Origin of the sequence: Streptomyces antioxidans, assembly GCF_000968685.2 — a bacterium.
GTDB classification, from domain to species: Bacteria; Actinomycetota; Actinomycetes; order Streptomycetales; family Streptomycetaceae; genus Streptomyces; species Streptomyces antioxidans.
The window spans coordinates 43,116-57,089 of record NZ_LAKD02000029.1 but is presented as its reverse complement, the minus strand read 5'-3'; the positions used below and the strand labels follow the sequence as shown (position 1 = coordinate 57,089).

Here is a 13,974-nt window from a genome sequence, read left to right as displayed (position 1 = left end):
GCCGCGCCCGCGGGGGCGCTACTCCAACTCGACCTGGAACACCTTGTCCGCCCCGTCCGGCTCCCCGCCGTTGTTGTCCGCGTTCGTCGTGGACAGCCACAGCGTGTTCTTGCCGGGCACGGTCTCCACGGTGCGCAGCCGCCCGTAGGAGCTGGTGTAGTACGCCTCCGGGGTGCCCGCGCTCGTCCCGTCCACCGGGATCCGCCACAGCCGCTCACCGCGCAGTGCCGCCAAGTACATCGCGCCGTCGGCGTAGGTGACCCCGCTGGGCGAGGCGTCGCCGGTCGGCCACTGGCGCTTGGGGCCGGTCATCCCCGCGGTGGAGCACTCGCCCTCGCAGATCGGCCAGCCGTAGTTCTTGCCCGGTTCGATCAGGTTGAGCTCGTCGTACTGGTTGTTGCCGAACTCGGCCTCCCACAGCCGGCCCTGCGGGTCCCAGGTGATGCCCTGCGGATTGCGGTGGCCGTAGGAGTAGACGAGGGTGCCGAACGGATTGCCGGGGGCCGGTTCGCCGTCCGTGGTCATCCGGAGGATCTTCCCGTTGAGGGAGTTCTTGTCCTGGGCGAGATCGGGCGTCTGGGCCTCCCCGGTGGTGGCGTAGAGATAGCCGTCCGGGCCGAACTTGAGGCGTCCGCCGTTGTGGTACGTGTTCTTCTTGATGCCGGTGACGAGCGCCTTGTAGCCGCCGAGCGAGGAGCCGTCGTAGGTCATCCGGGCGATCCGGTTGCCGTCGGACGCGGTGTGCATCAGATAGATGGCGTGGTCGGTGTTCCAGTCCGGGGAGACCGCGATGCCCAGCAGTCCGCCCTCACCATCCGTGGTCACCACATTGGGCACCGTGCCGATCTCGGTCCTGGTGCCCGACTGGGTGAGCTCGTACAGCTTGAACGAGTCGCGCTCGGTGATCAGCGCCGAGCCGTCGGGCAGCCAGCTGAGCCCCCAGGGGATGGTCCAGCCGGACGAGACGGTCGTGATGTCCGAGGGAACCGAATCGGCCCGGCCGGGGGCGGCGGTTCCGGTCCCGGCCGTCCCGATCAGCAGTCCGGCGGCGAGTGCGGTGGCGGCCGCCAGGGCGGCGGTGTTCCGGTACCTCTTCATCGCGTTCTCCTGTCTGATCCCCGTTCAGATGCGGGGAACTGTAAGGAAGGTTTCCTAATGCGTCAACAGTTGCGACAGGAGGAGCCAGTGCGCCGCGGAGGGCAGGAGCCGGAGGGCGGGGCCGGGCGCGGTTTGGCGCATACGCCCCCGCTTCCGTAAAGTTTCGCCGTTGTCCAGGGGGAACAGACGAACCAAGAAAGCGGCAGCGGCGATGACGGTGACTGACGAAGGCCGGGCCGAGCACGCCCCGGCCGAGGAGCCGGGCATCGACCCGGAGCGGCTGGCGACCTGTCTGAGCGTCCTCGCGGAACTCGACCGGCTGCCGGTCGACCACCCCGACGCGATCATGGTCCGCCGGGCCACCTCGGGGATCTACCGCAGTGTGAAGCAGCGCAGGCGCCAGGAACGGCGGGCCGCGAAGACCGCGAACGACAGGGCGGTGACCGAGGCCACCGCCACCGGCGCCGCCGACCGGATCGACGACGAGACGCTGGGCCGCGCGCTCACCAGCTCCGTCACCACGGAGATCGCGGGCATCCTGGAGCGCCCGCGCTCCTGCTACGTCTGCAAGACCCGGTATGTCGAGGTCGACGCCTTCTACCACCAGCTGTGCCGCGGCTGCGCCGCCGAGAACCGGGCCCGCCGCGACGCCCGCACCGACCTCACCGGGCGCCGTGCCCTGCTCACCGGCGGCCGGGCGAAGATCGGCATGTATATCGCGCTGCGGCTGCTGCGCGACGGCGCGCACACCACCGTCACCACCCGCTTCCCGGCCGACGCCATCCGCCGCTTCAAGGCCATGCCGGACAGCGGGGAGTGGCTGCACCGGCTCAAGGTCGTCGGCATCGATCTGCGCGACCCCGCCCAGGTGATCGCGCTGGCCGACGCGGTGAGTGCCGCGGGCCCGCTGGACATACTGATCAACAACGCCGCCCAGACCGTCCGCCGCACCCCCCAGGCGTACGCGGAGCTGATAACGGGCGAGTCGGCGCCGCTCCCCACCGGGGAGCTCCCCGAGACCGTGGTACTCGGCGCCTTCGGCAGCGGCGCCCAGGCGGCCCTCCCTGCGCCCCGCGCGCCCCGGGACGGCGCCCTCACCCCGCAGGACCTCACCGCGCTGGCCCTCACCAGCGGCTCCGCCTCACCGGCCCGGATCGAGGCCGGGACCGCGATCGACGCCGGCGGTCTGGTGCCGGACCTGGACCCGAGCAACACCTGGGTGCAGCGGGTCCACGAGGTGGACCCGATCGAGATGCTCGAGGTCCAGCTGTGCAATGAGACGGCGCCGTTCATCCTGGTGAGCCGGTTGCGCCCGGCGATGGCCGCCTCGCCCGCCCGGCGCAAGTACGTGGTCAACGTCTCCGCGATGGAGGGCAAGTTCGGCCGGGGCTACAAGGGCGCGGGCCATCCGCACACCAATATGGCCAAGGCCGCGCTGAACATGCTGACCCGCACCAGCGCACGCGAGATGTTCGAGTCCGACGCCATCCTGATGACGAGCGTCGACACCGGATGGATCACCGACGAGCGCCCGCACCCGGAGAAGACACGGCTGGCCGCCGAGGGCTTCCACGCCCCCCTCGACCTGGTGGACGGCGCGGCGCGGGTCTACGACCCGATCGTCCGGGGCGAGCGCGGCGAGGACCTGTTCGGCTGCTTCCTGAAGGACTACGCCCCGACGTCCTGGTAGCGCCGCGCCCCGCTCGGTATGCGGCTCACGCGCTCGCCTCGTGGCCCGTCGCCGGGGTGCGGCGGGCGGGCGCGAGGCCGAAGCGGCGGGCCAGCCGCCGCAGGCGGGCGCGGGCGGCGGTGCGGTAGCGCTCCCAGAGGCGGGCGGACCGGCTCGCCCGCAGCTCCTCGAAGAGCTGGTCGTAGCGCCGGGCGATCGGCTCGGGGTCATAGATCCGGGAGTGCTCCAGGGCGGCCACGCCCATCGCCCGCCGGGCCGGGACATCGCCCATCAGCTCCATCAGGGCCCTCGCCAGGGCGTGCTTGTCCCCGGTGGGAACGAGCCGTCCGGTGACCCCGTCCTTGATGATCTCGGCGGGCCCGAGCGGGCAGTCGGTGCTCACCACCGGCACCCCGCACCGCATGGCCTCCACGATCGTCATCCCGAACGACTCGGCGTCCGAGGCGACCGCGACCAGCGACGCCTTGGCGAACTCCGCCTCGATGGGGGAGCGGGACCCCATCAGCTGCGCGTTCCCGGACAGTCCCAGCCGCTCGATCCGCTCCCTGAGCCGCTCCTTCTCCGCGCCCCCGCCGTAGATCCGCAGCCGCCAGGCCGGGAACTTCACCGATATCTCCGCGAAGGCGTCGATCAGCAGGTCGAAGCGCTTGCCGCGGACCAGCCGCCCGGCCGCCGCGATCACCGGCTCGGTGCCCTCGGAGGGGGCGACATCGGGCTCGGGGACGCTGTTGGGTATCGCCAGCGTCCGCACCCCCGGCATCGGCATCTTCCTGCGGTAGACCGCGGCGTCCGCCTCCGTCGTGGTGACCACGGCGTCCAGCGCCCGGTAGAACGGGGCCAGTTCCGCCCGCAGCTTCTTGCCGTGCGCCTCGTACCGCAGGTGCTCCTGGGCGATGCGCAGGGCACGGCGCGGGGCGAAGCGGGAGATGTAGACATTCACCCCCGGCCGGGTGCCGACGACCACATCGGCGTCGCAGCCGCGCAGATACTCCGCGGCCCGCGTGTCCATCAGCCGGCTGTACTGGTTGATCCGCTTCTCGGCGGCCGGGAAGTCCCGGCTGGCCTCGGAGAACAGCGGGTCCTTCGCGTCCGCGCTCTCCGGACGCGTGTCCACCAGGGGGACCAGCCGCACTCTCGGGTCGAGGGCGAAGCGCGGCGTCTCGCGGTGCCGCATCATCGAGACGATCTCGACCTCATGGCGGTCGGCGAGCGCCGTCGCGAGGTTCATGGTCGTCCGGATCGTTCCGCCGATCCCGTAGGCGTTGTGCAGCAGGAATGCGATCTTCATGCGGTGTTTTCTCCGGCCGGGGGCGTCCCCGGGGCGAGTTTCCCCCGGAAGCTCTTCGACACCCTGTCGAGGTCCGGTAAGCCCACCGCGTGAAGAAGGTGAGAGCGGGGTAAGAAGCACCGCTCAGGACCCCCGCCCCCCGGCGGGCGCCGCCGTGACCTTGGCAGACTCGGGGGGTGACCAACACCGTGCTGCTCGCCGAGGACGACCGTGCCATCCGCCAGGCGCTGGAACGCGCCCTGACCCTGGAGGGGTACCGCGTCACCGCCGTACCCGACGGGATCGAGGCGCTGGCGGCCATCCACCGCGAGCGCCCGGACGTGATCGTGCTGGACGTGATGATGCCGGGCGTGGACGGGCTCCAGGTGTGCCGGGTGCTGCGTGCCGAGGGGGACCGCACCCCCATCCTCATGCTCACCGCGCGGGTCGAGACCGCCGACCGGATCGAGGGCCTGGACGCCGGCGCGGACGACTATGTGGCCAAGCCCTTCGAGGTCGAGGAGGTCTTCGCCCGGCTGCGCGCGCTGCTGCGCCGCGCCGCCCCCGCCGAACCGGCCGCGCCGGAGGACACCGCCATCGACGGGGTGCTGGAGGTCGCCGATCTGCGCCTGGACTCCTCGGCCCGGCGGGTCTGGCGCGGCGGCACGGAGCTGGAGCTGACCCGCACCGAATTCGACCTGCTGGAGCTGCTGGCCCGCAACGCGGGCATCGTCCTGGACCACACCACCATCTACGCCCGCATCTGGGGCTATGACTTCGGCCCCGGCTCCAAGAACCTCGCCGTCTACATCGGCTATCTGCGCCGCAAGGTCGATCCGGAGGGGCGCGCCCCGCTGATCCACACGGTGCGCGGGGTCGGATACTCCCTGCGGGAGGAGTGATGGTGCGGAACCTCCCGATCCGCCGTGGCCGCCCCAGTCTGCGGACCACCTTCGCGCTCTCGTTCTCGGCGGCGGCCACCGTGGTCACCCTCCTGGTCGGCGGGCTCAGCTATGACGCGGCGGCGGGGCTGGTGCGGGTGGACCAGCAGACGGCGTTCGACGACGTCATCAGCGATCTGCGCGGCGAGGTCCGCAGCGAGAAGGTGGTCCTGCGGCAGTACCCCTCGGAGTCCGCCGTGCCCGTCCCGTACGACCTGCGGGACGATCTGCGCCGGATCAGCCGGATGGACGTCCAGGTGATCAACGGCCGGGGCACGGTCTTGGACGCGGGCAAGCCCCCGCTGCCGGTGGCCGGGGACGACCGGACGACCGCCGCCTCCCGCACCCCGGGCGCCGTCGTACGGCGCGAGATCGGCATCGGCGGGGAGCAGTACCGGATGGCCACGGTCGCCATGGGCGACGGCACCGGCGCGATCCAGGTGGCCCAGCAGGTCAGCGACACCGAGGATCTGCTGCGGGAGCTCCAGAAGCGCACCGCGCTGTTCGTGGTCGCCGTCATCCTGGCCGCCGGGCTGGCCGGCTGGTGGCTGGCCGGGCGGATCACCCGGCGGCTGGTCCGGCTGACCCGGGTCGCCGAGAGCGTGGCCGCCACCGGCCGGATGGAGGTGGCGGTGCCGGTCGCCGGGGACGACGAGGTGGGCCGCCTCGGGCGGGCCTTCGACGGCATGCTCGGACAGCTCGCGCGCTCCAAGGACGACCAGCGGCGGCTGGTCCAGGACGCCGGGCACGAGCTGCGCACCCCGCTCACCTCGCTGCGCACCAACATCTCCCTGCTGCGCCGCTTCGAGGAGCTGCCGGGGCCCGCGCGCGAGGACCTGCTGGCCGATCTGGCGGGGGAGACCCGGGAGCTGACCGATCTCGTCAACGAACTGGTGGACCTGGCGGCCGGGCAGCGGGACGACGAACCCCGTACGGAGGTCTCGCTGGCGGAGGTCGCCACCACCGCCGTGACCCTCGCCCGGCGCCGGACCGGCCGCGAGATCACCGTACGGGCCGAGGGCGACACCCGGCTGACGGGCCACCCGGGCACCCTGCAGCGCGCGGTCTCCAATCTGGTGGAGAACGCCGCCAAGTTCGACCAGGGCGGCACCGAACCCGTCGAGGTGGTGGTCAAGGGCCGCCGGGTGGAGGTCCTTGACCGGGGCCCGGGTATCGCCGAGGAGGACCGCGAGCGGGTCTTCGACCGCTTCTACCGTGCGCCGGGCGCCCGCAGCCTGCCCGGCTCCGGGCTGGGTCTGGCCATCGTGCGCGAGGTCGCCCTCGCCCACGGCGGCACCGTCTTCGCCCGGCCGCGCCCGGGCGGAGGCGCGGTACTGGGCTTCACGGTCGCCGACACCACGGATGCGCCGTAACACCGCGCCACGAGGTCCCGGCTGCCATGGGTGCCGCTGCGGCTACGGGGGCGCCCGGGGGTTCTTTCCCCTACCCGCCCCTTCCCGATACCAGGGGCTCCGCCCCTGGACCCCGGGGCCCGACGCGTCGACCGCCGCCGCCGTGGAGACCTGCGCGGGGCGCCGACGCAGCGGACGGCCGGGCCGTCCGCCCCCGAGATGGGGCGGAGCCCAGCACGCGGCGGAGCCGCATGTCCGCCGCAGGCGTTACGACTTGCGGGCCACTCCCGCCCACATGTTGATGTCCGCGCTGCGGATGTCCTCCGGCCGGTCCCCCGGCTCCGGATTCCAGTGGTGGGGCTCCGACACACCCGGCTCGATCAGTTCCATACCGTCGAAGAAGGCCCCGACCTCGCGCTGGGAGCGGGTGGTGAAGGAGATCCCGCTCTCCTTGTAGACCCGGATGACGTTCCGCCAGGTCTCCTCGGAGAAGTCATGCGTGGAGTGGGTCAGCATCAGATAGCTGCCCGGCACCAGCGGCGCCATCAGCTCGCGGATGATCTCGTACGGCTTGTCCTCCTCCGGAATGAAGTGGAAGAGCGCGTTCACGGAGATCGCCACCGGCTGGTCCAGGTCCAGCGTCTCATGCAGCTCGGGGGCGTTCATGATCCGCTGGGGATCGCGCACATCCGACTGCACATAGGCCGTACGGCCCTCGGGGGTGCCGACGAGCAGCGCCTGGGCATAGGCCAGCACGATGGGGTCGTAGTCGGTGTAGACCACCCGGGCGTCCGGGGTGACCGACTGGGCCACCTGGTGGAGGTTGGGCTCGGTGGGTATGCCGGTGCCGATGTCCAGGAACTGCCGGACCCCGGCCTCCCGGGCCAGCCAGCGGGTGGCGCGGTGGATGAAGGCCCGGTTGACGGTGGCGTTGAGCCGGACCGTCGGATAGACCTCCAATACCCGCCCGGCGGCTTCCGCGTCGACCTCGTAGTGGTCCTTGCCGTTGAGGTAGAAGTCGTACATCCGAGCCGGGTGCGGCTTGGTGGTGTCGATCTGGTCAGGGGCGAGCCCGTTGTCGGTCACGCGGCCCTCCGTTCCGGTGCGGAACCCGCCGAGGTGGTCAGGTTTTCTGGGCGTGTGAGCAGGAAATCCGCGGCGCCGGCCTTGGCGCCCTGGATGAACTTCTCGATTTCGTGGTGGGTGTAGATCAGGGCGGGGCCCTCCGGATCGGTCGACTGACGCAGGGCCACCCGCCCGTCGTTCAGCCGCATGACCTCCAGGCACGCGCCCCCGTTGGGTCCGCTCCAGGGCTTGGCCCAGCCTTCGGTTCCCAGATGTTTGGCGGGCATGCCGTTGTACACATGTTCCTGATCCACAGTCAGAGCTCCTTGCGAATCCCACGGAGAAAGTTCTCCGTCCGCCGCGCCGGTGTGGCCTGGGTGCCCATGCGGTCCAGGGCTTCCAGATAGGCGACCACATCGGAACGTTGGTCGAGATAGCCGGCGCCGGTCAGGCCCTCGGCATAGACGATGTCCGGCAGTTCCGGGATCTGGAACCGGAAGAGCTGGAAGGGTCCGCCCATACCCGGATGAGGGCCGGCGGAGAACGGCACCACCTGAAGGGTGATGTTCGGTCGTTGCACCGCCTCGATCAGACGGTCGACCTGGGCGCGCATCACCGCGGGACCGCCGATGGACAGACGGAGCACCGTCTCGTCCATCACGACCCACAGATGCGGTGCGTCCGGGCGGGTGAGCAGCTCCTGGCGCTCCATCCGCAGCGCCACGCGGCGCTCGAGCTCCCGGTCGGACCCGTGCGGGAAGCCGATGGAGAGCAGCGCGCGGGCGTAGTCCTCGGTCTGCAGCAGTCCGGGTATGAAGTGCGGCTCATAGGCGCGGATCCGACTGGCCGCGCCCTCGAGGCTCACATAGAGGCTGAACCAGTCCGGCAGCACATCGCGGAACCGGTGCCACCAGCCGGGCCGGTTGGCCTCCTCGGCGAGTGAGAGGAAGGAGTCGATCTCCTGCTGCTCGGCGCCGTAGGTCTGCAGCAGCTTCTCCACATAGGGGAGTTTCAGGCCGACTTCGGCCTTCTCCATCCTGCGCACCGTGGTCTGGTTGACGTGCAGCGCCCTGGCAGCCTGGTCGTAATTGACGCCGGCTTTTTCGCGAAGGTCCCTCAGCCGCATGCCGAGGACCATCTGCCCGACGGTCGGGGCAGATCGCGCTTCACCCACGTCGTACCTCCTGGGACGGTCTTGTCAGGATCAGTGTGCCATGTACGAGGTGGGGGCAACAGAGTGCTCTAGCTATTCTGCATTTTGCAGATCGCGCCTTGCCAACTGATGCTCGCAGCCACGATAGTGACGGGTGTGACCAGTCCAACGTGGCTGCTGTGTCGCGCAGTTGCGGCATTCACGTACGGCACTCACGCCCCCACAGGTAGGACGGACGGAAGGCTCATGGCCGTGGCATTGCGTCAGCGCTCGACGATGGCCCACCACCCGAGCTCCGGGAGCGTTGACTCCGCCCTGTGTCAGGAGAGGTTCCAGCTGCCCGCCAGAGGCGCCTCGGTCGCGATCGCCCGGCACCGGGTGCGGTCCCGGGCGCCCGAGTGGGGCTTCACGGAGGATCTCTGCGAGGCCGCGGAACTGGTGATGTCCGAGCTGTTCACCAATGCCCTGGTGCACACCGGGAGCGAGCAGATCCTCTGTCTGCTGCGCGCCCATGAGCGGCGGATGCTCTATGTCGAGGTCGCCGACCAGGGCGGCGGACCGGCGGTCCCCACACCGCGGGAGGCCGGTCTGGAGGATGAGTGCGGACGCGGACTCGCGCTGGTCCGCGCCCTGGCCGACGCGTGGGGGGACCGGCCGGGCGGTAACGGCGGACGGGTGGTCTGGGCCCAGATGGGCGTGGCCGCGGGCCGCTGACGCCGGGACCGGTCCCCCGGCCCGTCACACCGCCGTTGTCCGCTGCTTCCCCGGGGCGGCCGGGCCATCGGCGCCGCTCCGGGAGAGGGCGGTGTCCCGGGTCTCCCGCATGGTGAGGTAGACGATGAGCGAGACCGCGGCACACGCCGAGACGTACCAGTAGTACCCGGACTCCACACCGCCCTTCTTGAACCACAGCGCCACGTACTCGGCGGTGCCGCCGAACAGCGCGTTGGCCAGCGCGTACGGCAGGGCCACCCCGAGCGCCCGGACATGGGTGGGAAACAGCTCCGCCTTCACCACGGCGTTGATCGAGGTGTAGCCGGTGACGATGACCAGCGCCGCGAGCGAGAGCAGCAGCGCCCCGGCGAAGCTGTCGGCGTGCGAGAGCGCGGTCATGATGGGGACGGTGCCGAGCATCGAGCCGATGCCGAAGGTGATCAGCAGCGGTCGGCGCCCGATCCGGTCCGAGAGCGATCCGGCCAGCGGCTGCAACAGCATGAACAGGAACAGGGCGCAGAAGCTCACCAGCGAGGCGTCGGACTTGCTCATCCCGGCCGTGTTCGACAGGTACTTGGTGAGATAGGTGGTGTACGTGTAGTACGCGACCGTGCCGCCCATGGTCAGCGCGATGACCAGCGCCGCCTCCTTGCGGTGGCGCAGCAGCTCGGCGATCGTCCCCCGCTTCTGGTCCTGGCGGGCGTCCTCCTCCGCGTAGACCTCGGTCTCCAGCAGATTGCGCCGCAGCCAGAAGACCACGGCCGCGCCCACGGCGCCGACGACGAACGGGATGCGCCAGCCGTAGGAGTGCAGCGCGTCATCGGACATGGTGTGCTGCAGCAGGATCTGCAGACCGAGACCGATCAGCTGACCCATCGTCATCGACACGTACTGGAAGCTGGAGACGAAGCCGCGGCCACCGGGCCGGGACGCCTCGGTGAGATAGGTGGCGCTGGCCGCGTACTCACCGCCCACCGACAGGCCCTGCAGCAGCCGCGCCACCAGCAGTACGAACGCGCCGAAGTAGCCGACCTGGTCATAGGTCGGGGCGATGGCGATGAGCAGCGCGCTGGCCGACATCAGCGTCACCGTCAGGGTGAGCGCCGCCTTGCGGCCGCGCCGGTCCGCGAACCGGCCCAGCAGCCAGCCGCCCACGGGACGCATGAAGAAGCCCACCGCGAAGATCCCGGCGGTGTTGAGGAGCTGTGCCGTGTCGTTGCCCTTGGGGAAGAAGGCTCCGGCGAAGTAGGTGGCGAAACTGGCGTAGACGAACCAGTCGTACCACTCGACGAGATTCCCGATCGAGCCGCCGAACACGGCTCGCCAGGGGGTGCGTGGCTGGCTCCGGGGAGCGCTGTCGGTCACGGGGCCTCCAAGTGAGCGGGGTGATCTCCACACCCCTACCCCGCGGAGGGCCGGTTGGAAAAGGGTTTCCGCAGCGGGGGCCGCAACCGCCCGGACGTCAGCCCCGCCCCGCCTCCGCCAGCGCCGCCATCCGCCGCTTGCCCCACGCGCCGAGCGGGCCCAGCGCCCTATTCAGCTCGTCGCCCAGCTCGGTGAGCGAATACTCCACCTTCGGCGGCTTTGTGTCGTAGCTCTCCCGGTGGACGATTCCGTCCGCCTCCAACTCCCGCAGCTGCTGGGTCAGTACCTTTTCGGTCACGCCCGGAACCATCCGCCGTAATTCCCCGAAACGGCACCGTTGGTGATTGAGCGCCCAAATGATCAGGACTTTCCACTTTCCGTCGATCACATCCACGGCCGCGTCCAGGCCGCAGACATAAGGCTGCTTTCCCAAAACCCCCGCCCGCCCCCACTGACATCGAGGTAAGTACCCACTAAATAGTGCGTACTTGCCCACACTACCGCCGGGGAACGAGCCTGAGATCGGCGCGCCGGACCCCTACGACCAAGCGGTATCGAAACCCCTGGAGCAACCGACATGAGCGAATCCCCCGTGACGGTGCTGGGCCTCGGCGACATGGGCACCGCCCTGGCCCGCGCCCTTCTGCGGGCCGGACACCGGACGACGGTGTGGAACCGTACGGCGGCCAAGGCCCGGGCGCTCACCACCGAGGGCGCGAGGCCCGCCGCGACGGCCGGTGCGGCCGTCGCGGCGAGCCCCCTGGTGGTGGTCTGCCTGCTCGACTACGACTCCGTACGGCAGGTGCTGGCCCCCTTCGGGGACGCCCTGTCCGGCAAGACCGTCGTCAACCTCACCAACGGCACTCCGCGGCAGGCCCGTGAGCTGGCCGCATGGGCGGCCGGACACGGTGCCCAGTACCTCGACGGCGGCATCATGGCCGTCCCGCCGATGATCGGAACCCCCGCCGCCTTCCTCCTCTACAGCGGCTCGCCCGCCGCCTTCGCGGACCACCGGGCGGTGCTGGACCTCTTCGGCGAGAGCCACCACCTCGGCGAGGACCCCGGCCGCGCCCCGCTGTATGACATCGCCCTGCTCAGCGCCATGTACGGGATGTTCTCCGGCGTGCTGCACGCCTACGCCCTCGTACGGTCGGACGGTGTGGCGGCGGCCGATGTCGCCCCCCTGGTGGGGCGCTGGCTGACCGCCATGTCCGGGGCGGTGGACGGCTATGCGCGACAGATCGACTCCGGAGACCACACCACCGGGGTGGTCTCCAACCTCGCCATGCAGTCGGCCGCGTTCGCCAACTTCACCGACTCCGCACGGGACCAGGGCATCAGCCCCGAACTCATCGCCCCCATCGGCCACCTCATGGCCCGCCGAGCCGCGGACGGCCACGGCCACGAGGGCCTTTCGGGCCTGGTGGAACTGCTCACCGGCGCCCGCCCCGAAACGACCTAGTGCCCCCGACGCCCGACGCCCGACGCCCCCAGGGCCCGCCCCGGCCCCGGGGCATAGGGGCAGGCCCTGGGCCCCTGGATGTGGGGGCGGATCTCCGGGCCCGAGGACCCCGGGGTGTGGGGCGGGTTGCTGGGTGCCGGGCCGGAGCACCCGGCGTCTCGCCCCCCGGGGTGCCTCCGACTGGGATGAAGCTGCGGGGCGAATCTCCGGGCCCCCGCCCCGGGGTGTGGGGCGGGTTGCTGGGTGCCGAGATGTGGGGGCGGACGCCAGGCCCCCGAACCCCGGGGCGTGGGGGCGACGCTCCAGGCCCCCGAACTCCGGGGTCTGTTACGGAGCCCAAGGCTCCCGAACCCCGGGGTGCGGGGCGGAGCACCCGGCATCCCGCCCCCTCCGGGGGTGCCTCCCGGGAGGGGCGGGCTGACGGAGCTGCGGGGCGGATCCCCGGGCCCCGTTGCCCCCTGAGTGGGGCGGAACTCCAGAGTGGGGCGGGAACTCCAGGCCCCCGCCCCGGGGGTGTGGGGCGGAGCCCCGGGTCCCGAATCCCGGGGTCCGGGGCGGAGGCCCAGGCTCCGCTGGGCATGGGGGCTGGGGCTCCGCCCCGGTTTCGGGAAGGGGCGGGGAGGGGAAACAGCCCGCCGCAGGCGCCACGAGCCGTCCGGTGACCCCTAGGCGTGGTGTTGAAGGACGGCCTCGCCGCAGTCGGGCAGGCGCGGGCCGGACAGGTGGTGGGGGTCGGGGTCCGGGTCGCTGGTGGGCTGGCGCGGGATCGGGTGGGGGAGCCGTAGCGAGGGACCGGGCTCGGCGGGCACATCGGGGCCGACCGGCACCGCGTGCGGGCCGGGCCCGCCGGGCCCCTCCGGAACCTCCGGCCCGCCGACTCCACCTGCTCCACCTGCTCCACCTGCGGCATCGCGCCCATCCTGCCCGGGGGCACCCCGCTCCTCGACGACCGCGACCGTGACTGCGACCGCCGCCTCGGCCTCGGCGTCCTTGGCAGCCGCCTCCGCTTCGGCGTTGTACACCGTCAGCATCACCAGCCCGGTGCTCGCGACGAGGGCCGCCACCAGAGCGAGCAGCGTGCCGGGCGCCCCGTGCCGGAAGTGCTCGCCCAGCGCGGCGACGCCGACGGCGGTGGCGACCACGGGGTTGACCACGGTCGCCGTCGCCAGCGGCGAGGCCAGCCCGGCGCCCCGGTACGACGCCTGGGACAGCAGCACCCCGCCCGAGGCCAGCAGCCCGATCGTGGCAAGGCCGGGCAGCGCGTCCTGCCATGCGTCCCAAGTCCACTCCACGGCCACGTTCTTGGTGACCACGGACGAGACGCCGAAGGCCGTCCCCGCGCCCGCAGCCAGCAGCACACTGCGGATCCCGGGCGACCGCATCAGACGGGCCGCCCCGATTAGCACGGCGATGACGGAGACCGTGATCACGATCAGCCAGAAGCCGTCCCGCTCGGCCAGCGCCTGGGCGCGCGAGGAGCCGGTCAGCGAGAGCAGCCCGGCGAGCCCCACGGTGGCCAGCAGCGCGCCCCGCCAGCCGGACGCGCCGACCCGGCGGCGGACGAACAGGGCCGCCATCGGCAGGGCGAAGACGATGGTGAGAGCCCCAAGGGGTTGCACCACGCTCAGCGGGCCGTAGGCCAGGGCGATCACATGGAGGACCGCGCCCGCCCCGTTGAGGGTCACCGCGGTCCACCAAGTCCCGCGCCGCAGCGGTGCGGACGCGAGGCGCGGCGTCGTGGCCGCGACATGCTCCTGGAGTATGGCTCCGGCGGCGTAGCAGACCGCCGAGGCCAGGGCCAGCAGCACAGACAGCGCGAGTGAGGTCACGTCGCGGCCCCCTGGGCCGATCGGTCTTCGTCCATGCC

The 13,974-nt window shown here is 71.5% G+C and carries 13 protein-coding genes; 5 read left to right on the top strand and 8 right to left on the bottom strand.

Features of this window, described 5'->3' with window-relative positions; all coding sequences use genetic code 11:
• Positions 1 to 18: 18 nt before the first annotated feature.
• Positions 19 to 1,098: a PQQ-dependent sugar dehydrogenase gene (locus VT50_RS11955; RefSeq protein WP_046085924.1), complete on the bottom strand. Its 1,080-nt coding sequence runs from the start codon at positions 1,096 to 1,098 to the stop codon at positions 19 to 21.
• A gap of 211 nt (positions 1,099 to 1,309) precedes the next feature.
• On the opposite strand from VT50_RS11955, the gene VT50_RS11950 reads away from it, so the two are divergent.
• On the top strand, positions 1,310 to 2,788 hold the full coding sequence (locus VT50_RS11950) for an SDR family oxidoreductase (protein WP_046085925.1): 1,479 nt from the start codon (positions 1,310 to 1,312) through the stop codon (positions 2,786 to 2,788).
• Between the two features lie 25 nt (positions 2,789 to 2,813).
• Here VT50_RS11950 and VT50_RS11945 read toward each other — a convergent pair whose 3' ends face one another.
• Positions 2,814 to 4,076, bottom strand: coding sequence for a glycosyltransferase family 4 protein (locus VT50_RS11945; protein WP_046085926.1), 1,263 nt, complete (start codon positions 4,074 to 4,076; stop codon positions 2,814 to 2,816).
• A gap of 176 nt (positions 4,077 to 4,252) precedes the next feature.
• Here VT50_RS11945 and VT50_RS11940 point away from each other — a divergent pair, with 176 nt between their 5' ends.
• Together VT50_RS11940 and VT50_RS11935 are read left to right on the top strand one after the other, a co-directional pair.
• A complete protein-coding gene (locus tag VT50_RS11940) occupies positions 4,253 to 4,957 on the top strand; it encodes a response regulator transcription factor (RefSeq protein ID WP_046085927.1) in 705 nt (234 codons plus the stop codon).
• Complete coding sequence (locus VT50_RS11935; RefSeq protein ID WP_046085928.1) at positions 4,957 to 6,369, top strand: sensor histidine kinase; 1,413 nt, start codon at positions 4,957 to 4,959, stop codon at positions 6,367 to 6,369. The genes VT50_RS11940 and VT50_RS11935 overlap by 1 nt, the downstream gene beginning before the upstream one ends.
• 246 nt (positions 6,370 to 6,615) lie before the next feature.
• Here the strand turns inward: VT50_RS11935 and VT50_RS11930 are convergent, their stop codons facing one another.
• The 3 genes from VT50_RS11930 to VT50_RS11920 are packed head-to-tail and all read right to left on the bottom strand — an operon-like array spanning position 6,616 to position 8,587.
• Entirely contained in the window at positions 6,616 to 7,434 is an 819-nt protein-coding gene (locus VT50_RS11930; protein WP_046085929.1) for an SAM-dependent methyltransferase, read from the bottom strand.
• Positions 7,431 to 7,700: a DUF397 domain-containing protein gene (locus VT50_RS11925; RefSeq protein WP_078840691.1), complete on the bottom strand. Its 270-nt coding sequence runs from the start codon at positions 7,698 to 7,700 to the stop codon at positions 7,431 to 7,433. Before VT50_RS11925 ends, VT50_RS11930 begins: the two co-directional genes overlap by 4 nt.
• A gap of 29 nt (positions 7,701 to 7,729) precedes the next feature.
• A complete protein-coding gene (locus VT50_RS11920) occupies positions 7,730 to 8,587 on the bottom strand; it encodes a helix-turn-helix domain-containing protein (protein WP_046085931.1) in 858 nt (285 codons plus the stop codon).
• A gap of 225 nt (positions 8,588 to 8,812) precedes the next feature.
• On the opposite strand from VT50_RS11920, the gene VT50_RS11915 reads away from it, so the two are divergent.
• Positions 8,813 to 9,280 carry an ATP-binding protein gene (locus VT50_RS11915; RefSeq protein ID WP_046085932.1) on the top strand — a complete coding sequence of 156 codons (468 nt, stop codon included), beginning with the start codon at positions 8,813 to 8,815 and terminating at the stop codon, positions 9,278 to 9,280.
• 24 nt (positions 9,281 to 9,304) lie between these two features.
• On the opposite strand, the gene VT50_RS11910 is transcribed toward VT50_RS11915, so the two are convergent.
• On the bottom strand, positions 9,305 to 10,645 hold the full coding sequence (locus VT50_RS11910; protein ID WP_046085933.1) for an MFS transporter: 1,341 nt from the start codon (positions 10,643 to 10,645) through the stop codon (positions 9,305 to 9,307).
• A 97-nt stretch (positions 10,646 to 10,742) separates the two neighbouring features.
• The gene (locus tag VT50_RS11905; protein WP_046085934.1) at positions 10,743 to 11,078 is read right to left on the bottom strand and encodes a winged helix-turn-helix transcriptional regulator; all 336 of its coding nucleotides are present in this window, start codon (positions 11,076 to 11,078) and stop codon (positions 10,743 to 10,745) included.
• A 144-nt stretch (positions 11,079 to 11,222) separates the two neighbouring features.
• Here VT50_RS11905 and VT50_RS11900 point away from each other — a divergent pair, with 144 nt between their 5' ends.
• Complete coding sequence (locus tag VT50_RS11900; RefSeq protein ID WP_079343824.1) at positions 11,223 to 12,107, top strand: NAD(P)-dependent oxidoreductase; 885 nt, start codon at positions 11,223 to 11,225, stop codon at positions 12,105 to 12,107.
• A 665-nt stretch (positions 12,108 to 12,772) separates the two neighbouring features.
• On the opposite strand, the gene VT50_RS11895 is transcribed toward VT50_RS11900, so the two are convergent.
• Complete coding sequence (locus VT50_RS11895) at positions 12,773 to 13,936, bottom strand: DMT family transporter (RefSeq protein ID WP_046089950.1); 1,164 nt, start codon at positions 13,934 to 13,936, stop codon at positions 12,773 to 12,775.
• Positions 13,937 to 13,974 lie beyond the last annotated feature (38 nt).

Bases quoted from the DNA above. Each gene is read 5' to 3' on its own strand.
- VT50_RS11955 (WP_046085924.1), bottom strand. From the start codon at position 1,098: ATGAAGAGGTACCGGAACACCGCCGCCCTGGCGGCCGCCACCGCACTC.
- VT50_RS11950 (WP_046085925.1), top strand. From the start codon at position 1,310: ATGACGGTGACTGACGAAGGCCGGGCCGAGCACGCCCCGGCCGAGGAG.
- VT50_RS11945 (WP_046085926.1), bottom strand. From the start codon at position 4,076: ATGAAGATCGCATTCCTGCTGCACAACGCCTACGGGATCGGCGGAACG.
- VT50_RS11935 (WP_046085928.1), top strand. From the start codon at position 4,957: ATGGTGCGGAACCTCCCGATCCGCCGTGGCCGCCCCAGTCTGCGGACC.
- VT50_RS11925 (WP_078840691.1), bottom strand. From the start codon at position 7,700: ATGCCCGCCAAACATCTGGGAACCGAAGGCTGGGCCAAGCCCTGGAGC.
- VT50_RS11915 (WP_046085932.1), top strand. From the start codon at position 8,813: ATGGCCGTGGCATTGCGTCAGCGCTCGACGATGGCCCACCACCCGAGC.
- VT50_RS11900 (WP_079343824.1), top strand. From the start codon at position 11,223: ATGAGCGAATCCCCCGTGACGGTGCTGGGCCTCGGCGACATGGGCACC.